The sequence below is a fragment of the Streptomyces sp. NPDC056061 genome (assembly GCF_042266885.1).
Taxonomy (GTDB): domain Bacteria; phylum Actinomycetota; class Actinomycetes; order Streptomycetales; family Streptomycetaceae; genus Streptomyces.
In genome coordinates this window covers 143,383-163,964 of record NZ_JBHJWQ010000019.1, presented here as the reverse complement: position 1 = coordinate 163,964, position 20,582 = coordinate 143,383, and the positions used below count along the sequence as shown (strand labels likewise).

Below are 20,582 nucleotides of genomic sequence, written 5' to 3'. Positions count from 1 at the left end.
CTCCACGGGCCGCCGCGAGCCTTCCGCGCAGGGCCACACCTCCTTGACCCATCCGGCCACCGCGTCGTCGTCCCGCTCCATCGCGCGACGGGCCGGCACCTGGCAGGACCAGCCGTTGCGCACCAGCAGCTTGCGCACGCCCTGAACGGTGTAGGTCATATGGAAGCGCCGGCCGATCACCGTCTTCACACGGCTCAGGGTCCAGCGCTGATCTTCCCACCCATGCGCGGCCGGCCCCTTGGCCAGCTCCGCCTCCAGTTGCGTGAACTGCTTCTCGCTCAGCCTCGGCAGCGACGCCGGTCCCTGCGACCGCAGAGCCCGCGGACCACCCTCCTGCCATGCCTGCCGCCATCGCTGCACCGAGCGGACGCTGACCCGCAAGTCCCTGGCGATCACCGAGCTCGCCTCGCCCAGGGCGAACCGCTCCGCCGCCTGGAGCCGTAATTCCTCGCGGAACAACTGCCGTTCGGCGGTCAGCCCGCCCCCTTGTGGATACCGCATGCATCGGTGATACCGCACGGACGACAAGCCGTCAGCCCCTACGACACCACGAGTTCAACCTCAGTAGCCGAGGGACAGGTCCACCTCGCACCGCTTCGCGGCTTCCGCGATCAGGCCCTCCAGCAGGGCCTCGAACACGCCGGCGCCACGCCACTGCCGGAAGCGGTTGTGGATGGTCGACCAGGCGCCGAACTCCGTCGGCAGCCGGGGCCAGCAGTGGCGCCTCGTTCCCGTCGGCGCCGGAGGGTGGAAGAGCGGCTCATTCGCCCCTTCCGCCGACGGGCAACTGGGCTTCTGGGCCGGGGCCGGTGCGCGGTTCCTCGCCGACACCGCGGGAACAGAGCGGGCGGACATCGTGGGGATCAGATCCACGAAGGGGGCTGTGACTTCGTCCAGCAGGGGCGACGGGACATTCGATGACAAAAGTCCCCTGCACCAGGGCGCGACGTCCCCGAATCCGGCGGATCTGTGGTCCCTGGCGGACATGACGGGCAACGGCAGGCCCGATGTCGTCGTCCTGTGCACAGGCGGTGTCCGTGTGTCCGCCCGGGACGAGGACGGAACGTTCTCGCCCACGGGCGGCGAGCTGGTCCTCAAAGAGTTCGAACACGGAAAGCAGGCCGGCGAATGGCTGGCCGACAAGCATCCGCGTTTCCTCGCCGACACCACCGGCGACGGCAGGCTCGACATCGTCGGCTGCCACGACGACGGCGTCTGGGTATCGCTCCAGGACGAGGACGGAAAGTTCTCCGAACCCTTCTATGTCCTCGACGACTTCGGGGTAGACCAGGGATGGAACTCGACCGAGGACAACCCCAGCCGCACGGCGTCGTCGTCTCCCGCGGGCGCGGCGACGGCACGTTCGAGCCCCCCAACTCGTCCTGAACGACTTCGGACACGCCCAGGGATGGGCAGGCAAGAAGCACCTCCGACTCCTCGCCGACGTCACCGGCGACGGCAACGTGGACATCGTCGGCTTCGGCAGCCCCGGCACCTACGTGGCCCGCAACCTCTACCGCCGCTTCAGGACCCGATAGCCCACGCCACCGACTCCCGGGCCAGGCCAGCCATTGCCGCCCCGGTTCTGTCCCCGCAGCCCAGCCGGACCGCGGGGACAGAACACTGCCCCCCGTTCTCCCCGCGGTCCCCGACGACAAGACATCCCGGCACTGCCTGCCCGCTCATTCCCGGCGGGCAGAACCATCCATGCCATCAGACAACGGAAGGCTGCTCAGCGCCTCGTCTCGTACCTGGTCCGGACCACGCCGCCGGGAAACGTCCGCGTCTCCACCAGGTTCACGGGGGTGAGCGGGGCCCGCAGGCGGCGGCGCGCGACCCAGACCCGGTTGCGGGCGACACATGGTAGTTCAGAGAAACTGGATGCGCGGTCCGGATGTGCTGGCGATGGCACACCGGATCGCCGCAAGGGCCCTTGCGGAACCGTGGTCCCCATGCAAGCGGGAACGCCTCGGCGGGATAGTTCGGCCCCGAGGGCCGGACGGCCCTCGCCGGAAGGGGCGGATACCGGCGATCCTGAGTGGTGGCAGCGGGAACGGAGTACGGAAGGAGACCGGCAATGAGGCACCGCAGCGTCGCCGAGTTGATGACTCCGGCGGTAGTCAGTGTCGTGCCGGAGACACGCCTCAAGGAGATCGCCAGGCTCCTGGACGAGTTCGACATCACCGCGGTCTGCGTGGTGGACGAGGCGAACCGGCCGCTCGGAGTCGTCTCCGAAGCCGATCTCGTACGTCGGCGCGCCGTCGGTTCCCGACTTGAGACCGCGGGGGCACTCATGTCGAGCCCCGTGGTGATCGCCCGGCCCGGGTGGAGCGTGGTGCGGGCCGCTCGCGTGATGGACCGGGCCCAGGTGAAACGGCTGCCCGTGACCGACGACTCCGGCCGGCTCGTGGGTGTGCTGAGCCGAAGCGATCTCATCCAGTTGCTGCTCCGCAGGGACCGGGCGATCCAGGAGGAGATCATCGAGGATGTGATCACCCGCACGCTGGGACTGAGCCCCTCGGATCTCTCCGTGGACGTCGAGGACGGACTGGTCACCCTCAGCGGCACCGTTCGCCGCCCCGGACTCGTACCGGTCCTCCTCAGGCTGTGCAACAGTGCCGACGGGGTCGTGGGGGTCGTCGACCGGCTCCGCCCCGAGGACGGCACCGGCGCCGGTACGTGACGCCCGCACCCACCGGTACGGCAGCGGTCCCCCGTTCATGAGCTCGGGCGAGGTCCTCACGTCTGGGTGCCGTTCCTGCACGAGATCCTCCGCGTCGGCGAGCGCCGGTTCCGCCTGCAGCCGCAGGTGTTCGTGTGGCCGAGGACGTCATAGGACAGCCGCTCGTGGGCCGGGGCAGCGCGACCACCAGGCGCAGGCGCAGACGTCTGTATTCCGGCCTCGGCATCGGCCCAGCAATGCGCGGGGACATCCGGTCGCCTGGGATCGGCTCCGAACAGAAGGCCGCTCATGGCGTGCTGCCCGGGGTCGCGAAGGCTGCCGGAACAATCTCCACCGGGCAGTGCGCGTGGTGGACGAGGGTGTGGGCGACGCGTCCGAGAGAAGGCCCCAGCCACGTCGAGGGGTGGCCGCGGCCCATCACGATCAGATCGGTGTGGGCGCTCGCCTCGACCAAGGCCCCTGGGGTGCTCGTTGCGGCCTCCACGTGGTGGCCGACGATCAGACCGGGGTACCTCTCGCGCACGCGGTCGGCGAGTTCCTTGATGTCGCGCACCCGTCGCTGCGCTATCTCGTCGAGGTCGTCGAGCATGGTCGCGACGGTGCCGACGTGGGCGAGCACGTTCCATACGCTCACGATGCGCAGCGCCGCCTTCCGGATGTCTGCCTCCGCGGCAGCGAGCAGCAGCCACCCGAGGTCCGCGGAATCGCGCACGGCCGCGGTCACCGAGCCCGACTCCGGGCGCTCGGCCTCCCCGCGCACCACGACCACGGGCACCTCGGCGCCAGCCGCCACCCCCAGCCCCACGGAGCCGAGCAGAAGGGCGGAGAAGCCTCCGAGTCCTCTGCTCCCGACCACGACCGTTCCTTGCCGTCCGGCGGTGATCAGGAGCGCGGAGACCGGTTCGTGCTGATCGGTCTTCTTGGTGACGTCCAGGTCCGGAAAGCGTTCCCGCACGGCGTCCACGGTCTCGGCCAGCAGGTCGTGGCTTGCTTCGCGCACCGCGTGGGCCGTTCTCGCGTCGCTCGCGCGCGCGTGCCGATCGGTGTCGATGGCGTGCACGAGACACAGGGGGCGGGACCGGCGGTCGGCCTCCGCGGCGGCCCAGAGCGCGGCGGTCCGCGCGGAGGGGGAACCGTCGATTCCCACGACGACCTCGGCAAGCTCGGACCGGACGGGGTTTTCGATGTCCATGGCTCCTCCTTCGGCCCGCGCCGGGGCTCACACACGCCCCGTAGCCGGCACCCTCACGCTGGCACCGTTGCGGTCTCCACCGCCATGGGCCGTTCGGCCCCGATGGAGACCTGTCGGCCGTCTGCCGCGGGTGGGCAGGGTATGGGCCTTCAGGACTCCCGCTCATCGGGCCCGTCGGCAGAGCACGCAGCACAGGCCCCCGGTCGGCCCGGTGCGCGGAAGGGCCTCGGCCCGTCACAAGGACACCTGGGGTGAACACCATGCGGTACGCCAGGGGCAGCTGCCTTCCCCGACCACGGGGCCGACTCGCTCCGCTCGGACTTTTGCAGATCGAATGGCATGTGGTCCGGGCGGAGGCGACGCGCGCCGACGGCGTCGTACCCGACAGGAAGGACCCGTGGCCCACAAACGACGACGCCGCGCCGTTCGTGCTCCCGAGCCACCGGCCCGGTCGCCGCGAAGGGAGGCGGGAGACCGGCGTCCGCCCCGGCCCGGAAGCTTCCGGCCACCGCGAGCCATGGCGGCGGGTTCACACCGTCCGGGTCGCCGCGGGCCCGCTCCGACCGCGGCACGGCAACCCGGCCGAACCGCCGGCGCACCGGCGGGGAGGGCGGTCCGTCATCCGGGAAGGCTGACACGTGAAGTCGGGCGGGCCCGTCCCGCGTCGCTGTGCCCACGGCGGTGCCGGTCAGCAGATACGGGGCAGTTGCTCGCCGAGGGGCGCGTCGATCACGCGTGTCCCCCCGAGCCCGGTGCGTGCCACGACCATGCCGGGATGGGATGCCACGCATGTGCCGATGGCCGCCGCTCCGGCGCCCAACGGGTGCGCCCTCATGGCGGCGATGACCCCGTCGGCGTGTTCGGGCGGGACGAAGGCCACGAGCTTGCCCTCGTTGGCGACGTACATCGGGTCCAGGCCGAGCATCGCGCAGGCGCTCTCGACCTCGGGCGGTACCGGCACGCGGCTCTCCTGGAGAGCGATACCGACGTCTGCGGCCGTGGCGACCTCGCACAGTGCTGCGGCGAGGCCGCCACGGGTGGGGTCGCGCAGCGCGTGCAGGTCGGGCGTGATGCCCAGCATCGTGTCGACGAGGCCACCGAGTGCGGCACAGTCGCTCTCGATCTCCACGCCGAATTCCAACCCGTCGCGGACGCTCATGACCGCCACGCCGTGGGCGCCGATCGGTCCGCTGACGATCACGACGTCGCCGGGGACCACCCGCTGGGGGCGGATGTCGACCCCGGGCGGGATGAGCCCGAGCCCTGCTGTATTGACGTAGATCCGGTCTCCGTGGCCGACTTCGACGACCTTTGTGTCGCCGGTGACGACCTCTACCCCCGCGGTGCGTGCGGCAGCACCGAGTGTCTCCGCAACTCGTGCGACGAGCGACAGGTCGGTGCCTTCCTCAAGAATGAAGGCGCAGGACAGGTAGGCCGCGCGGGCGCCACTCATGGCGAGGTCGTTGACGGTGCCGTTGACGGCGAGATCGCCGATACTGCCGCCGGGGAAGAACAGCGGGCGCACCACGAAGGAGTCGGTGGAGAAGGCAAGGCGGACGCCGCCCAGCGATACGGCCGCGGAGTCCGTAAGCTGGGACAGCACGCCGCCGCCGAAGGCCGGGGCAAACAGGTTCTGGACGAGCTCGGCCGACATCACGCCGCCTCCGCCGTGGCCCATCGTCACGGTGGGCCGGTCGCGGAGCGGCGTGGGGCAGGTGAGGGCCGGCAGACCGGGATCGGAGTGCCGGAGCCGTGGGGGCGGCGTAGTGGTACCGGTCGGGGTGGGGCAGGTGTCAGACAAGAAAACTCGTCTCCTGTTGTGGGGCGGACGCGTTGAGCCGCCGGTACCGGAAGTAGGCCGCACAGGTGCCTTCTCCGGACACCATGGTGGCTCCCAGCGGGTTGCGAGGGGTGCAGGCAGTGCCGAACGCCTCGCAGTCGGTTGGTTTGAGAAGACCTTGGAGGATGTCGCCGCTGCGGCAGAGGGCGGGCTCCTCGGCCCGAACCGATTCCACGGCGAAGCGCGCTTCCGCGTCGTACGCGCGGTAGCGCTCCGACAGCCGCCATCCGCTGCCGGGGATCACGCCGATGCCGCGCCAGACGCGGTCGGTGGTCTCGAAGACGTCGTCCAGCATCGCCCGCGCCACGGGGTTGCCCTGCGGGCGGACCACCCGCGGATAGGCGTTCTCCACGACGTGCCGGCCGTGCTCCAGCTGCCGCACAGCCCGGCGGATCCCTTCGAGGATGTCCAGCGGTTCGAAGCCGGTGATGACGATCGGCACCCGGAACCGCTCGGCGAGCGGCGGGTATTCATGCGTGCCCATCACGCTGCAGACGTGCCCGGCGGCGAGGAACGCCTGGACGCGGCAGCCCGGCGCCCGCATGATCGCTTCGATCGCCGGGGGCACCCGCACGTGGGAGACCAGCAGGCTGAAATTACGGATTCCCAGCCGACTTGCCTGATGCACCGTCATGGCGTTGGCGGGTGCGGTCGTCTCGAAGCCGATGCCGAAGAACACCACCTCGCGGTGCGGGTTGTCCCGGGCGATCCGCACCGCGTCGAGGGGTGAGTACACCACCCGTACGTCGCCGCCTTCGCTCTTGACCTGGAACAGGTCCCGGTCCGTGCCCGGAACCCGCAGCATGTCGCCGAACGAGCAGAAGATCACCTCCGGCCGGGCGGCAATCCGCATGGCCTTGTCGATCGCCTCCAACGGCGTCACGCACACCGGGCACCCGGGACCATGGATCAGTTCCACTTCATCGGGCAGGAGTTGGTCGATCCCATGCCGGATGATGCTGTGTGTCTGCCCTCCGCACACCTCCATCAGCGCCCATCGGCGGGTGACGGTGGAGTGGATGTCATCGAGCAGGCGCCGGGCCAGGCGCGGGTCGTGGAACTCCTCGATGTACTTCACCGCTCCTCCCACACCGGGCCGGGGGTGAGCGGACACGCGGGGGCGGCGGCGTCGGCGGCGCGCCACGGGTCGCCGAACTCCTCTTCGAGCATCCCCAGGGCCTCGAACAGCTCCAGAGTGCGCTCGGCGGATTCCTCGTCCAGGCGCTGCAGGGCGAATCCCACGTGCACGAGTGCGTATTCGCCCACCCGCAGATCGGGCAGGTAGGCGAGGCACACCTCCTTGCGGACGCCACCGAAGTCGACGACGGCCATCCGGACGCCGTCCTGTTCCCCGATCGAGCTGACTTTGCCGGGTACCGCCAGACACATGGTGTTCTCCTCGTCGTCCGGTGACCGTCGTTCGCCGTCGTCCGTCATGCGCGCGCCGGGTGGCGGGGCGGTGATGCCGCACGGGTGGCCACCACGAGTTGTCCGAGTGCGAGACCCGCGTCGTTCGGGGGCACCCGGTGCTGACGCAGGACGGTGAAGCCGTCCTGTCGCAGACCGCTACCGCAGGCCGACGACAGCAGGGTGTTGGCGAAGACTCCGCCGGTCAGGACGACTGTCCGGAGCCCGTGGCGCTCGCGTGCCGCGGCGCAGAGACGGCGGACGAGATCACTCACGCCGCGGTGGAAACGTGCCGCGATCACCTGTGGACCGGCGTCTGTCCGCAGGTCGGCGACGGCGGCGGCCAGCACCGGCGCGGGGTCGGCGATCAGCTCGGCGGTCGGGGCACGTGCAGCGGCGGGTCGCACGACGAAGGGGTAGCCGGGCCGTTCGTCGATGCCGCCCTCGCCGAGCGCTGCCGCTTCCAACTCGATCGCGGCCTGGGCCTCGTATCCGGACCGCTGGCACACTCCGGCCAGTGAGGAGACGGCATCGAACAGCCGTCCCATGCTTGAGGTGGGAACGCAGCCCAGCTTCCGCTGGAGCTGTCGGAGCAGCAGATGCCGCTCCTCCGTCGGGCAGGCCACGGTGCAGGGCAGGTCACCACTCCAGGCGAGGCCCGCCTGGTACAGATGCGCCAGGGCCATGCGGTACGGGCGGTGCACGGCGGCGTTCCCACCCGGCAACGGTACGTACGCGAGCTGGGCGAAACGACGGAAGCCGGAGTAGTCGGCGAGCAGTACCTCGCCACCCCAGATCGCGCCGTCGTCGCCGTAACCGGTGCCGTCGAAGGCGACGCCGATGACCGGGTGATCGCCGACGAGCCCGTGCTCGGCCATGGCGGACGCGATGTGGGCGTGGTGGTGCTGCACACCGTGCACCGCCCGGCCGGCCGCGTTGCGCCGGGCCCATGCGGCGGAGCGATAGCCCGGATGGCGGTCGGTGGCCAGCAGGGCGGGCTTGATACCCGTGAGGACTTCGAGCTGCCCCTCGGCCCGCTCGAACGCCTCCAGCGTCGCCAGGTCGTCCATGTCACCGACATGGGCGGACAGCCATGCCTGCCGCCCCTCCGCGAGACAGAAGACGTTCTTGAGGTCCCCGCCCACGGCTAGTGTTGCCGGCACCGGAGCAGGCAGGACGAGTGGCAGGGGGGCGTAGCCGCGTGCGCGGCGCAGCAGCAACTGCTCGCCGTCGCAGACGCGTACGACCGAGTCGTCGCACGGCGCGTGGATCGGCCGATCGTGCACGAGCCATGCTTCGGCCAGGTGCGAGAGCCGTTCGACCGCTTCCTGGTCCTTGGTGACGATGGGTTCTCCCGCGGTGTTCCCACTGGTCATCACGAGCAGCCGCGGGCCCTGCGGGTCGTCCGGCAGGCCGAGCAGCAGCTGGTGCAGCGGGGTGTAGGGGAACATGACGCCCAGGTCCGGGCTGCCGGGCGCCACGGCGTCGGAGAGCTGCGGGGCAGCTACGGGCCGTGCTGCTCCACGGCGTCGGCGCAGCAGCACGATGGGCCGCACCCGGCCGGTGAGCAGCGCTCGTTCCGCGTCGCACAGATGGGCCAGGAGTTCGACGTCGCGGAGATCCCGGGCCATGACGGCGAACGGTTTGTCACCACGGTCCTTGCGACGGCGCAGCGTACGAACAGCCTGCGGATGTTCGGCGTCGCACGCCAGGTGGTAGCCGCCGAGACCCTTGACCGCGACGACCGCCCCGGCAGCGAGCAGGTCGCGGGCGCGGTGCAGGGCCTCCGCCCCCGTCACCTGCGCCGCCTCCCGGCCCGGCTCCAGCAGCCGGAGTTGTGGACCACAGGCGTGGCAGGACACCGGCTGTGCGTGGAAGCGCCGGTCGGCGGGATCGCTGTACTCCCGGGCGCAGTCGGAGCACATGGGGAAGGCGGCCATTGTGGTGTTGGCCCGGTCGTACGGGAGCCCGGTGGTGATCGTGAACCGCGGTCCGCAGTGCGTACAGGTGAGGAACGGATGCCGGTGGCGGCGGTTGGCGGGGTCGGTCAGCTCTTTCAGGCACGTTTCGCAGGTAGCGGTGTCCGGTGCGACGAAGGTGGCGGGATGGCCGCCGGCCGGCGAGGGGAGGATGGCGAATCCACCAGTGCCAGTTGCCGGGATCACCTGGTGGGTGACGGAATCGACCATGGCCGAGAGCGGTGCGTCGAGGCGGACACGGTCGCAGAACACGGCAACTGCCGACGGGGCGCCTTCGATCTCGGCGACCACCCCCCGGTGGGTGTTGGTCACATGGCCGGTGAGCCCGAGTTCCCGGGCGAGCACGAAGACGAAGGGCCGGAATCCCACTCCCTGGACGACACCACGCACTGTGACGCGACGGCGCTCGGGAGCCGTCGCGTTGGACTCAGGTCGCGGCGCCCTCACCGGCCGGCCGGTGGTTGTCCGTGCGCCGCGGCACGCGGGCCGACGTGTAGTGCGGCATCCCGCAGGTGCGCCGGAGTGCACCGTGGCCGCCGCTTGCGCACGAAGTCCGCGCGCAGCACGTGATAAGGGGCATCGGGATCGAAGAACGAACGGCGCATGTGTGCCAGTTCCTCCGCTCGGTGGGCGGCCAGTGGTTTGACCGCCTCGTCCCGCTCCCGCACCGCCTTCTTGGCCTCGACGCGTCGTTGGACCGGCGACGCGGTGGCGATGTGTGCGGCAAGGCGGGCGGCCTCGGCGCCGAAGTTCCCCGGCGCGCAGGTGATGACACGGTCCACCAGTCCGAGGCCGAGCGCCCCGGCCGCCGTCACCGGCAGCGCACGCCGCATCAGGCGCTCCGCCTGCCCGGGGCCGACCCTGCGGGGCAGCGTGTACGTCCAGTACTCGGAGCCGTACAGGCCCATCAGGCGATAGTGCGGGTTGAGCAGGGCCCCACTGCGGCACCACACCTCGTCCGCCGCCAGCGCCAGCATCGCACCGCCCGCCGCGGCGTTCCCGCCGAGCGCGGCCACGACCAGCCGGTCGATGGTGGTCAGAACCGCCTCCACCAAATCGTCCACGGCGTTGATGTTCGCCCACGACTCCTCGGCGGGGTCGGCGGCGGCCTCGATCACACTCAGATGGATGCCGTTGGAGAAGAAGTCCCGCCCCCCTCCGAGCACCAGGACGCGGGTCGGCCGGGAGCAGGCGAAGCGGTACGCCGAGAGCAGGCGCGCACACCTCTCGGTGCTCATCGCGCCGCTGGGGAAGGAGAAGTGCAGGAAGCCGACCGGGCCGTCCTCCAGGTAACGGATGTCCGTCCAGGTCCGGCGGTGCCCGGGGCACCGGAGCGGAGCGGGCAATTCCGGTACGGGCGGCAGACGCTCGCCGAGCGCGAGGGTGGCCGGGAGCTTGAAGGTGGCCGGGCCGCCCTTCTGCCGCCGGGGCCGCAGTTCGGGGATCCATACCGCGCCGTCCACCGTCGCCCGGCAGATCGCGCCCGCCCGGGTGGCCAGGATCTCACCCGGGCGGCCGCGCAGTGTGTCCTCGGCGCCGCCACCGTGCAGATACCACTCGTCGCCCGCAATCACGTCCAACACACCCGGTTGCGAGTCCGCCGCCCGCAACGTGCGCAGCACCGTTTCGCCGGTGTCCGATGCCCAGTCGATACGCCGCAGGCTCTGATCGAAGTAGGGCCGGGTGCGCCGCGTACCGCCCCGGTCGTCACCTCCCTGGGGCCGCGGCAGGTACCGCCCCGAGGTCAGCCGCCGGACCGCGAGCAGTACCGCCTCCACTGCGGCGTCGCCGATCTCGCCGCGGTACAGATCGCTCTTGCCGACGGAGGGCAGCGCACACGGCACGGAGGCCCACACGTCTCCGGCGTCCATCTCCGCGTCGGCCTGCAACACCGTCACACCCCACTCGCGGGCGCCTTCGTGAATCGCCCAGTCCAACGAGGAGGGGCCCCGGTCCCCGACCGGGCCCGGATGGACAACGAGACAGGTGTACGCGGACCAGACGTCCCGCGGGATCGCGGTGGTGAGCATCGGAGCGAGGACCAGTTCGGGCGCGTACCGGCGCACGGCCTCCCGCAGGGACTCCTCGCCGAGCGCCAGTTCCACCGCCACGGTGTGACCCGCCTCGCCCAGTTCGGCGAAGACGCGCTGGGTGAGGCTGTTGACCGCACTCGCGATCAGCAGGATGCGCATCGCTCGCCTCCCGGTCGTCGGGCCCGCGCGGATACGGGGCCGCCTGCCGCGATCCTCACCGGCTCGGTCACGGTCCGCACCCAGCCCCGCCCGGCAGGTCACCTGGCCGGGCGCCTGATGGCACCCTGTCAGCGGCGGTCGACGGTGAGATCGAGAAAGTGGGCGGAGCAGGAGATGCAGGGGTCGTGGTTGCGGATGGCGCGCTCGCACAGTGCGGTCAGTTCGGCATCGGTGGCCTCCCCGGCATCCAGACGCTCCTGCACCATGCGGCGCAGATCCCCCTCGATCGCTCCTTGGTTCTGCGCGGTCGGCGGCACCAGAACCGCGTCGGTGAGCGTGCCGTGCGCGTCGAGGGTGTAGCTGTGGTAGAGGAGCCCGCGTGGTGCCTCCGTCGCCCCATGGCCGGTGGCGGCGCGCGGGGGGACCTCGACATGGGGCCGGGACGGCGGGGTGTAGGCGTCGATCAAGCGCAGCGCCTCGTCGACGGCATGAAGCACCTCGACGGCACGGACGACAATGCTGCGGAACGGGTTGCGGCACACCGTACCGCGGCCGGGGTCGCCCAGCCCGGCGTCCTGCGCCGCCTGACGCGCGATCGGGGACAGCCACCGCCCGCTGATCGCGTATCGGGCGAGCGAGCCGGTCAGATGACGGCGCCCGTCCAGCACGGAGTGGAGCGCGGTGGAGTACGGTACCTGCCTCTCGACGACATGCTCACCGAACCGCCCGACGGGGAAAGTACGGGTGGGAAGCGCACGGTCGGAGTCGGCGGGCAGCCCCGCCTCGTTCGGTGCACCCATCACGGTCGGGGTTCCCGACGCGATGGCGTAGGCGCCGGGTTCGGCCAGGGCGAGGAACTGGTTGTCGCACCCGGCATCGGGAAACTCGAAGCCCGCCACCCAGCACACCGTCTCGGCGGCGTCGTCGCGGGCCCGCCGCAGCCGTTCGGCCAGAGGCCGCAACTCGGATACGGCCGGGGCACGGTGGAAACCACCGAGACGGACGTTGACAGGGTGGATGGCGCGGCCGCCGAGCAGTTCGAGAATGGCGTTGCCGGCTTGTTTGAGCCGAAGCCCCCGTTCGATGTGGGCCCGATGGGTGCGGGCGAGGCCGATGGCACCGTCCGCACCGAGGAAGTCGGGCGCGTGCAGCAGATAGATGTGCAGGCTCTGGCTCTCGATCCACTCGCCGTAGTACAGCAGCTGCCGCAGAGCGGCGATCGGCCCGTCCACGACGACACCGCAGGCGTCCTCGATGGCACGGCAGGCGCTCATCTGGTAGGCGACCGGACAGATCCCGCACACTCGCGAGGTGATGTCGGGCGGTTCGGTGTACGAGCGGCCACGCAGGAATGCCTCGAAGAACCGTGGGGGTTCGTAGATCCGCAATCGGGCCCGGTCGACCCTGCCGTCGCGTACGCGCAGGTGCAGCGCGCCCTCTCCCTCGACACGGGTGAGGGATCCGACCCGCAGTACTCGGGACCCGCGGTGACTCACGCCTGCTCCTCCTTCCGGGCGGCCGCGTCGAACTCGGGGGCGGCTGTGTTGAAGGTGCGCAGCACCCGCACCATGTCGAGGGTGTCCATCCCGTCGCGGCGCAGGAGCGGGAGGAAAGCATCGAAGTCGGTCGAGTTGGACGGGCCGAAGCAGCCATAGCAGCCGCGCCCGTAGGCAGGGCAGAGCGCACCGCACCCGGCGTGCGTGACGGGGCCCAGGCAAGGTGTGCCGTGCGCGACGGTCACGCACACGGTGCCGCGCCGTTTGCACTCGAAGCACACGCTGTGTCCGGGCACATCGGGGGTGCGGCCGGCGAGGTAGGCGGTGATGACCTCGATCAACTGGCCCCGGTCGATGGGGCACCCACGCAGCTCGAAGTCGACGGGGACGTGGGCGCTGATGGGTGTGGAGGTGGCGAGCGTGGCGATGTAGTCCGGCCGGGCGTAGACCACGGCGGCGAACTCCGCGACATCGGCGTGGTTGCGCAGTGCCTGGACTCCGCCCGCTGTGGCGCAGGCGCCGATGGTCACGAGTCTGCGGGAGGCGGCACGGACGTGCCGGATCCGCTCGATGTCCGCCTCGGTGGTGACGGACCCCTCGACCAACGAGAGGTCGTACGGGCCGGGGCCGGCTGTGCTGGACGCCTCCAGGAAGTAGGAGATCCGGACCCGCTCGGCGATGCCGAGCAGTTCGTCCTCGCAGTCCAGCAGGGTCAGTTGGCAGCCGTCGCAGGAGGCGAACTTCCATACCGCGAGCGTCGGGCGCCCGGTGCCGTGGACGGTTGCGGGGGCGGCGGGCATGTCACAGCTCCGGGACTGAGAGAAGGGACTCCGCGCGGCTCCACGCCATCACGGGGCCGTCGCGGCACAACAGCAGCGGGCCGAGCTGGCAGTGGCCGCAGTGCCCGGTACCGCAGTGCATGGTGCGCTCCAGCGAGACCCGGATCCGGTCCGGATCCAGCCCGCGGTGCACCAGGTCGCGGGCCACGTGCCGGATCATCACCTCCGGGCCGCAGAGGAATGCCGCCGCCTCGCCCGCGTCGTAGGACACCCGCTCCAGGAGTGTGGTCACCACACCGACATCCCCCTGCCACGCTTCGTCGGGTCGGTCCACCGTCACCAGCACGCGGGCACCGGCCGCCCGCCACACGGCGAGGTCCTCCCGGTAGAGCAGGTCGGCCGGGGTGCGCGCGCCGATCAGGACGTGCAGGCGGTCGCACCGCCCGCGCCGGGCCAGCACCTCGGTCACCAGCGGCCGCAACGGAGCGAGCCCGAGACCGCCGGCCACCACCAGCAGATCGCGCCCGGCGGCCGGCGGACCCCAGCCGACGCCGAAGGGGCCGCGCACCCCCACCGCTGCCCCGGGCCTCAGCCCGTGGAGCGCGCCGGAGACCGCGCCGACCGCCCGGACGGTGTGGACCAGACGCACCCCGTCGATCCCGCACACGGACACCGGGATGTCACCGACTCCGAACGCGTACACCATGGCGAACTGGCCTGCGGCAAACGTCGGCAGTGCCTCCGCCACCGGCTCCAGCACGAGCGTGGCGGTCTCGGGCGTCTCGGCGGTGCGCGCAGCCACCCGGTACGGCACCGGCGGCACGTCCGGGCACACACCCGCGGCCAGGACGGCGGTCACGTTCCCTCACGGCCGTCGGCGGCCGTCCCGGGGACCGGTGTGCCCGCACCACCCGGACCGTACAGGTCGAGCAGCCTGATGCGGCAGGCCCGCAGCCGCCGCCCGATCGCCACCGATGCCACGCACCGGGTGACCGCCAGGCCGAAGGCGGGATCCTCATCGATGGCCGCGCGGACCCGGCGGGCGTCGAACTCGTGGGCCCGCACCCGGTCGAGGGTACGCGCACCCAGGTGCCAGCGGTACGGCTCGAACAGCCAGGACCAGCCGAGCAGGTCGCCCTCGCCGAGGGTCTCCACGACGACTTCGCCCCGGCCCGGAAAATGTGCGTCGAGAGCGACCCGCCCGCCGAGCAGGACCCAGAACCGATCGGCCACTCCCGCCTCGTCGAACACCCGGGTACCGACGGGAAAGGACACATCGTGCCCGAGCGTGAGCAGCCGCTCGCGGTGGTGGGGCGGCATCGCGCCGAGAAAGCCGTGCTCAGCCGCCGTCATGGTGCTCCTGCCGGGGTGGCGCGGTCCGGCGCTCCCGGTCCAGCGCGTGGGCCTCCTCGGTGATGTCGATGCCAACCGGGCACCACACGATGCACCGACCGCAACCGACACAGCCGGAGCTGCCGAACTGGTCATACCAAGTGCCGAGTTTGTGGGTGGCCCACTGCCGGTACCGGCTGAGCTGCGAGGCGCGCACCGGGCCGCCCGCCAGATGGCTGAACTCCAGGTCGAAGCAGGACTCCCAACGCCGCCACCGCTCGGCGTGCTCCCCGGTCAGGTCGGTGACGTCCTCAGCACTGGTACAGAAACACGTGGGACACACCATGGTGCAGTTTCCGCAGGTCAGGCAGCGCGACGCGACGTCGTTCCACCGCTCGGCCCGCAGCGTCTCGCGCATCAGCGTCCGGAGGTCCACCGGCGGCATGGTGCGGCCCATCCGGTCCGCCGCCCCGGCCACCCCGTCACGTGCCGCCGTTTGAGTGGCGGCATCCGCCGGACGGTGCGGAATCTCGGCCAGTACCGCTTCGCCCTCCTCGCTGCCCGCCCGGATCCAGAAGCGGTGGCCTTCCTCGTCGAGCACCTCGGTCAGGGCCAGGTCGTAGCCGGGGCCTGCGGCCGGTCCGCCGCCCATCGACACGCAGAAGCAGGTAGCGCCCGGCTCCGTGCACTCCACCGCCACCAGGAAGGCCCGCTCACGCCGCGCGCGGTAGCGGCTGTCGCCGTGCGGACCGCCCATGAGCACCCGGTCCTGCACCGCGATGGCCCGCAGATCGCACGGGCGCACCCCGAGGAACGCGTACGACGGTGGCGCAGCGTCGTTCTCCCGCACCACCAGGTCACCACCGGGGTCCCGCTCGGCCGCCCACTGCAGCTCCCGCTGCGGATGCAGGAAGGTCTTCCAGGACTGCGGCCCCGCGCTGTGGGCGAACGCCGCGCCGTCCGGCCGGGGACGCAGCCGGTAGTGTCCGGCCTCCAGCTCAACGCCCCAGCCGTAGGGAAGCTCCTGGCCACTGCCGATCTCGGCCAGCACGATCGCGCCGTCCCGGACGGTGGGCCCGATGACCGTCCGTCCACGTCCTGCCAGGACGGCGATCAGGGCGTCCAGTCCGTCCTTGTCAATCACTGCGGAAATGCCCTCGTCCACCCTCACCCACCCATATCCCGAGTCCGCTGAACATTTCGCCCAGTATGTGAGGGGGACGGCGATTTCTGAGGCGAAACGGCGACGCGGCATACCGGTCGGCCGCCGATCGGCCCACTCGGCGTGATGCGATTGGCGCAACCCTCTGCTCCGCCGGTGCTGCGGAGCGGTACGGGAGCGACGGGAGCGGGCAGGCCACCACACCGTGAGCCGCCAGGAACGGATCTCGGTCATCGGGGTGGGCAACGACTACCGCCACGACGACGGCGTGGGCTGGGCGGTCGTGGCCCGGCTGACCGAGCGTGTGCGGCAACGCCCACTGCCCGGTGACCCCCGGCTGCTGGTGTGCGACGGTGAACCCGCGCGTTTGATCTCCTTGTGGGAAGGCGCACACCTCGCCGTGGTGGTGGACTGCGCCCACGCCGACCCGCCGTGCCCCGGCCGTATCCACCGGCTGGAACTCGGCAGCGGGCGCCTGGAGCGGGAACGCCACGGCACGACCAGCTCGCACGGTCTCGGACTCGGCAGCGCCGCGGAACTCGCCCGTGCCCTTGACCGCCTGCCCGGACGGTTGATCGTCTATGCGGTCGAGGCGGCCGACAGCAGTCTCGGCCCCGGCCTGTCGGCGCCGGTGGCGGCCACGATCGAGCCGCTGGCCGAGCGGATCGCCCACGACATCGCCGACCACATCGGAGCCGCTGCTTCGGCGCCGGGTGAATCCGCCAAGCCGTAGACGAGAGGCTGACCCGGCCTCGTGAGGAACACTCCGCTGGGGCATTGCAGCACGCGCCGATCTGCCATCTGCGGCAACCTGACGGTGCTCGGTGCTTTTGGCGGTCCGGGAACACGTCGGGCGGGGCTGGGACAGGGAAGCGGCCGCGCGATCTGTACGGGCGTGGTCGCTGACGAGACCCCGATCAGGGCGCGGGCCTCACGTGCCTCGGCACGCGGGACTTCCGTGCCTCCCGGACCGTTCCCTTCCGCCGCGTCATGGTCCACGCCCCAGGGCGCGTACGCGTCCACAGCGAGGTACTCATACATGCCGACCATGACGGTGTCGCGGGTAGCGGTGCGTGCGTCGGGCCCGGCACCACGGCTCAGTAGCGGGTCATCATGACTCGCCGCCTTCACCGGCCGCGATTCTCTTCACGGGTATGCTGCGTGAGTTTTCAGCCCTCTCGGGTTCCATCTCCACGCGCACGGTGAGAATGCCGTCCTCGTATTCCGCCTCGACTCCGTCGGCCGGAATCGGGGTCGGGAGGCGAACGGTTCGGTGGAAGGAGCCGTAGCGGAACTCCGAGTGGTCCTTCTCTTCCTTGCTCTCGGCGTGTTCGGCGCTGACGGTGAGGGTGTCGCCCTCGGCCGTGATGCGGATGTCCTTCTCCGGGTCCATCCCGGGAAGCTCCGCACGCAGCGTGTACTGCCCCTCCTGGCTCGTCACCTCGATCGGTATCGGGTGGACGTGAGGCATCGGCCTCCACATCGGGAAGCGGGGGAAGTCGGTTCCGAACCAGTCCATGAGGTCGGGGAAGCGGCTGCGCCTGCGCTCCATTTCGGATCCGGGCATGGTGTCCTCCGATTCCAGCGCCTGGTGTCGGCGCCTTTGCTGTTCGGCGTCCGGGGCTCTTTCGAGGTTGGCAACAGGTCCGCGCGCACGTCGGGTTCCCGACTTGCTCCGGCAAGGGCACCCCGTGACGGCGGACAGCCCTTCGGAGGCTGATCGATCGAAAAGGACATCAGGTCCGCCCGTTCGCCATCCCTGTCGAAGAGGCGACCGGTCCCGGCCGACCGCTCGGGGTCTGTTGCTGTCTGTGCACGGCATGCACACCACGCGCCTCCGCAACCCGCTGAGCGCTATTCCATTCTCGGCCTCGTGGCCGTCGGGCGCGCGCTGTGCATGCCTTCGTCGCCGCGGCGGGCCGCCGGCATCCGACGGTGCCGATACACGGGCAGGCCGCGTTCCGCCGTGTTCCCGGGCTGCCGTGTTCCCGGGTTATGGATGGGACGTGGGTCTCGCCGGGCGGGGACGGGCCCGGCGAAGGCCGGTTCGCGTCGGCTCCTCCGGCTCATGGGCCAGGGAGAAGTAGTTCTCCTCTTCCTGGGAGAAATGCAGTCGCAGCACCGTGTGCAGTCCGTAGAGGCAGGAGCGCAGGTCGTCGATTTGATCGACGCCCAGGCCGCCGCGGTCGCGGGCGAGGCGCAGATGGGTGGCGATGCGGCGCGAAAGGCGTTCGATCTCGGTGTGGGCGCGGCTCATGGTGGCGGTGCTCTCGGGGCCGCCGAGTACGGGGGCGAGCACGGGGTAGAGCTGGTGCTCCTCCGCGTGCTCATGCGGCAGAAGCCGTTCGGTCAGCAGTCGGTGCGTTTCCTCCACCGCCTCCATGGACTTGGGCCCCGGGGCGTCGGAGAGCTGGTCGGCGGCGGCTCGGACCGCTTCGAGGACGTCCCGCAGATCGTCGTGTTCGGCAGCGAAGCGGCGGATGAGCGCTTCGGCGGTGGGAGTGAGCGCCAGTCGCGTCGTCCTGTCGAAACGCAGCGCCCGCAGGGCGTTGAGGATGACCGCGACATCGATGCCCTCCTGGAGCAGGGCGCCGACGGCGGGCGGGAGCAGACCGGCGGCAGCGGCGGCCATGGCTGCCAGCGACATCAGCATGCCGCCCAACGCGCTCTGCACGGCGATGCGCCGGGCACGTCCGGCGATGGCCGCCGCATCGGCGAGACGGTCCACGCGGTCCGTGGTCAGGACGATGTCGGCGGCTTCGGAGGAGGCGGTGGAACCACGGGCGCCCATGGCCACTCCGACATCCGCCGCAGCGAGCGCGGGAGCGTCGTTGACACCGTCGCCGACCATGACGGTGACGGCGCGGTCACGTTCGGCGCGGACCGCGGCGACTTTGTCCGCAGGATCGAGTTCTGCCCGTACCCCGTCGAGGCCGAGGACCGCGGCCACCTCGTGGGCCGGTTCGACGCGGTCACCCGTGAGCATCATGATCCGTTCGATCCCCGTCGTACGCAGATGACGCAAGGTTCTTGGAGCGTCCGCACGGATCGGGTCGCGCAGAAGGACGGCGCCGGCCATATGCCCGTCGACGGTCAGCCAGGCGACGGCTGCGCCGTCGAGCAATGCACGGTTGTCCGTCGCCCGCGCCCAGGACGGCATGGCTTCCACGGTGTCAACCCGGCCAATGGACACCCGATAGCCGTCCACAATGCCTGAGGCTCCCCGGCCGGGCTCCTCGGTGACATCCGACGGCACCGACAGATGCAGCCCGCGTTCCCGGGCACCGTCGACGATGGCGCAAGCCAGTACGTGCGGTGAGTACTGGTCGACCGAGGCCGCCACACGCAGTACCTCCGCCGTTTTCCAGCCAGGGGCGGCGACCACGTCGAGGACGCGCGGATGGCCACCCGTAAGTGTGCCGGTCTTGTCCAGCAGAAGGGTCCGGGCCCGGCCGAGGTTCTCCAGCGCGCCGCCGTCGCGGATCACCACGCCGAGGCGGGAGGCGCGGGACAGCCCGGAGACGATCGCGACCGGCGCGGCCAGCAGCAGGGGACACGGGGTGGCGACCACCAGGACCGCGACCGCCCGTACCGGGGAACCACTCAGGAGCCAGGCCATGCCCGCCACCGTGAGGGACACGGGGAGGAACCACCCGGCATACCGGTCGGCCAGGCGGATCACGGGAGCGGATGCCGCGCCCGCCTGCCCGGCCAACCTCACGATCCCGGCGTAGGTACTTTCCTGCTCGGTGGCAGTGGCCCTCAGGTCGAAGGCGCCGCCCGCATTGACAACGCCGCTGCGCACCGTTGCGCCGATCGCCCGCTCAACCTGCAGCGGCTCCCCGGTGAGCGCCGACTCGTCCAACACGGCGACGGCGCTCTCCACACGGCCGTCGACGGGGACCACCTCCCCCGGCCCCACCACGAGAAGGTCACCGGTCTCCACCTCGGCAAGCGGCACCGTGCACACACCGGCATCGGTGAGGCGCCGGGCTGTGCGCGGCGCACGTTCCAGAAGGGCCCTCATGTCGTGGGAGGCACGCCGTTGAGCGGCAGCTTCAAGAGTGCGGCCGGTGGCCAGCATCAGGGCGATCAGCGCGCCGGCCAGGTACTCGCGCACGGCCAAAGTGCCGCCGAGGGCCAGAACGGCGACCACATCCACGCCCGCGTGCCCCCGCCGCAACGCAGCCACGACCCACCCCACCGCCGGGATGACGGCGGACACTGTCCCCAGCCCCCAGAACAGGTCCGCGAGGCTGCCCGCACCGGCGATCCAGGCCGCGCCTCCGGCCGTCAGGGCCGCTGCCGTGACGGCAAGAAGCACCGGCTCCAGCCACGCGGAAACCACGGCTGCCGACCCCGCTGCGGAGAAATGTCTCATGGGCACACCTCCTGACCATTTTCGGCCCGGACCCGGTTCATCACACTTCGGCCTCGCCCCGGGAACAGGAGCCGAACGGGCTGCGGGGCCAGTCGCCGGAAGCAGCCGCCTCCCCCGTCCGGCAGGTTCCGTTCCTCGG

General features: G+C 71.1%; 17 protein-coding genes and 1 pseudogene. 3 read left to right on the top strand and 15 right to left on the bottom strand.

Annotated elements, in window-relative coordinates:
- The coding region (locus ACFC79_RS25380) for a winged helix-turn-helix domain-containing protein (RefSeq protein WP_376244006.1) at positions 1–501 on the bottom strand (501 nt) is incomplete at its 3' end.
- Between the two features lie 60 nt (positions 502–561).
- Complete coding sequence (locus ACFC79_RS25375) at positions 562–855, bottom strand: transposase (RefSeq protein WP_376244004.1); 294 nt, start codon at positions 853–855, stop codon at positions 562–564.
- Between ACFC79_RS25375 and ACFC79_RS25370 the strand changes: the two are divergent.
- Together ACFC79_RS25370 and ACFC79_RS25365 are read left to right on the top strand one after the other, a co-directional pair.
- Positions 740–1,511 (top strand): annotated as a pseudogene (locus tag ACFC79_RS25370) (hypothetical protein); the annotation flags it as partial. The gene ACFC79_RS25375 and the pseudogene ACFC79_RS25370 overlap by 116 nt on opposite strands.
- A gap of 566 nt (positions 1,512–2,077) precedes the next feature.
- The gene (locus ACFC79_RS25365; protein WP_376244001.1) at positions 2,078–2,683 is read left to right on the top strand and encodes a CBS domain-containing protein; all 606 of its coding nucleotides are present in this window, start codon (positions 2,078–2,080) and stop codon (positions 2,681–2,683) included.
- A 286-nt stretch (positions 2,684–2,969) separates the two neighbouring features.
- Here ACFC79_RS25365 and ACFC79_RS25360 read toward each other — a convergent pair whose 3' ends face one another.
- From ACFC79_RS25360 to ACFC79_RS25310, 11 genes are all read right to left on the bottom strand, one after another.
- The gene (locus ACFC79_RS25360) at positions 2,970–3,875 is read right to left on the bottom strand and encodes a universal stress protein (protein ID WP_376243998.1); all 906 of its coding nucleotides are present in this window, start codon (positions 3,873–3,875) and stop codon (positions 2,970–2,972) included.
- A gap of 688 nt (positions 3,876–4,563) precedes the next feature.
- Positions 4,564–5,676: a hydrogenase expression/formation protein HypE gene (hypE, locus tag ACFC79_RS25355; RefSeq protein ID WP_376243996.1), complete on the bottom strand. Its 1,113-nt coding sequence runs from the start codon at positions 5,674–5,676 to the stop codon at positions 4,564–4,566.
- The gene (gene hypD, locus ACFC79_RS25350) at positions 5,669–6,793 is read right to left on the bottom strand and encodes a hydrogenase formation protein HypD (RefSeq protein WP_376243995.1); all 1,125 of its coding nucleotides are present in this window, start codon (positions 6,791–6,793) and stop codon (positions 5,669–5,671) included. The genes hypE and hypD overlap by 8 nt, the downstream gene beginning before the upstream one ends.
- The gene (locus tag ACFC79_RS25345) at positions 6,790–7,104 is read right to left on the bottom strand and encodes a HypC/HybG/HupF family hydrogenase formation chaperone (protein ID WP_376244028.1); all 315 of its coding nucleotides are present in this window, start codon (positions 7,102–7,104) and stop codon (positions 6,790–6,792) included. The genes hypD and ACFC79_RS25345 overlap by 4 nt, the downstream gene beginning before the upstream one ends.
- A 44-nt stretch (positions 7,105–7,148) precedes the next feature.
- Entirely contained in the window at positions 7,149–9,548 is a 2,400-nt protein-coding gene (gene hypF / locus ACFC79_RS25340) for a carbamoyltransferase HypF (RefSeq protein WP_376243993.1), read from the bottom strand.
- Positions 9,545–11,293, bottom strand: coding sequence for an enoyl-CoA hydratase-related protein (locus ACFC79_RS25335; protein WP_376243990.1), 1,749 nt, complete (start codon positions 11,291–11,293; stop codon positions 9,545–9,547). Before ACFC79_RS25335 ends, hypF begins: the two co-directional genes overlap by 4 nt.
- A 128-nt stretch (positions 11,294–11,421) precedes the next feature.
- Entirely contained in the window at positions 11,422–12,789 is a 1,368-nt protein-coding gene (locus ACFC79_RS25330) for a Ni/Fe hydrogenase subunit alpha (protein WP_376243987.1), read from the bottom strand.
- Positions 12,786–13,589 carry an oxidoreductase gene (locus ACFC79_RS25325; RefSeq protein WP_376243985.1) on the bottom strand — a complete coding sequence of 268 codons (804 nt, stop codon included), beginning with the start codon at positions 13,587–13,589 and terminating at the stop codon, positions 12,786–12,788. The genes ACFC79_RS25330 and ACFC79_RS25325 overlap by 4 nt, the downstream gene beginning before the upstream one ends.
- Position 13,590: 1 nt before the next feature.
- Positions 13,591–14,427: an FAD/NAD(P)-binding protein gene (locus ACFC79_RS25320; protein WP_376243982.1), complete on the bottom strand. Its 837-nt coding sequence runs from the start codon at positions 14,425–14,427 to the stop codon at positions 13,591–13,593.
- A complete protein-coding gene (locus ACFC79_RS25315; RefSeq protein WP_376243980.1) occupies positions 14,424–14,921 on the bottom strand; it encodes a cyclic nucleotide-binding domain-containing protein in 498 nt (165 codons plus the stop codon). The genes ACFC79_RS25320 and ACFC79_RS25315 overlap by 4 nt, the downstream gene beginning before the upstream one ends.
- Positions 14,908–16,044, bottom strand: a complete 1,137-nt coding sequence (locus ACFC79_RS25310; protein WP_376243977.1) for a 4Fe-4S dicluster domain-containing protein — start codon at positions 16,042–16,044, stop codon at positions 14,908–14,910. Before ACFC79_RS25310 ends, ACFC79_RS25315 begins: the two co-directional genes overlap by 14 nt.
- A gap of 223 nt (positions 16,045–16,267) precedes the next feature.
- Here ACFC79_RS25310 and ACFC79_RS25305 point away from each other — a divergent pair, with 223 nt between their 5' ends.
- Positions 16,268–16,795, top strand: coding sequence for a hydrogenase maturation protease (locus tag ACFC79_RS25305; protein ID WP_376243975.1), 528 nt, complete (start codon positions 16,268–16,270; stop codon positions 16,793–16,795).
- Between the two features lie 378 nt (positions 16,796–17,173).
- Here the strand turns inward: ACFC79_RS25305 and ACFC79_RS25300 are convergent, their stop codons facing one another.
- Together ACFC79_RS25300 and ACFC79_RS25295 are read right to left on the bottom strand one after the other, a co-directional pair.
- A complete protein-coding gene (locus ACFC79_RS25300; protein WP_376243973.1) occupies positions 17,174–17,629 on the bottom strand; it encodes an Hsp20/alpha crystallin family protein in 456 nt (151 codons plus the stop codon).
- A gap of 426 nt (positions 17,630–18,055) precedes the next feature.
- Positions 18,056–20,443, bottom strand: coding sequence for a heavy metal translocating P-type ATPase (locus ACFC79_RS25295; protein WP_376243971.1), 2,388 nt, complete (start codon positions 20,441–20,443; stop codon positions 18,056–18,058).
- Positions 20,444–20,582: the final 139 nt, after the last annotated feature.

Excerpts from the sequence above, each read along its gene's own strand:
- ACFC79_RS25375 (WP_376244004.1), bottom strand. The coding sequence starts at position 855 with ATGTCCGCCCGCTCTGTTCCCGCGGTGTCGGCGAGGAACCGCGCACCG.
- ACFC79_RS25365 (WP_376244001.1), top strand. The coding sequence starts at position 2,078 with ATGAGGCACCGCAGCGTCGCCGAGTTGATGACTCCGGCGGTAGTCAGT.
- ACFC79_RS25360 (WP_376243998.1), bottom strand. The coding sequence starts at position 3,875 with ATGGACATCGAAAACCCCGTCCGGTCCGAGCTTGCCGAGGTCGTCGTG.
- ACFC79_RS25345 (WP_376244028.1), bottom strand. The coding sequence starts at position 7,104 with ATGTGTCTGGCGGTACCCGGCAAAGTCAGCTCGATCGGGGAACAGGAC.
- ACFC79_RS25335 (WP_376243990.1), bottom strand. The coding sequence starts at position 11,293 with ATGCGCATCCTGCTGATCGCGAGTGCGGTCAACAGCCTCACCCAGCGC.
- ACFC79_RS25325 (WP_376243985.1), bottom strand. The coding sequence starts at position 13,589 with ATGCCCGCCGCCCCCGCAACCGTCCACGGCACCGGGCGCCCGACGCTC.
- ACFC79_RS25315 (WP_376243980.1), bottom strand. The coding sequence starts at position 14,921 with ATGACGGCGGCTGAGCACGGCTTTCTCGGCGCGATGCCGCCCCACCAC.
- ACFC79_RS25300 (WP_376243973.1), bottom strand. The coding sequence starts at position 17,629 with ATGCCCGGATCCGAAATGGAGCGCAGGCGCAGCCGCTTCCCCGACCTC.
- ACFC79_RS25295 (WP_376243971.1), bottom strand. The coding sequence starts at position 20,443 with ATGAGACATTTCTCCGCAGCGGGGTCGGCAGCCGTGGTTTCCGCGTGG.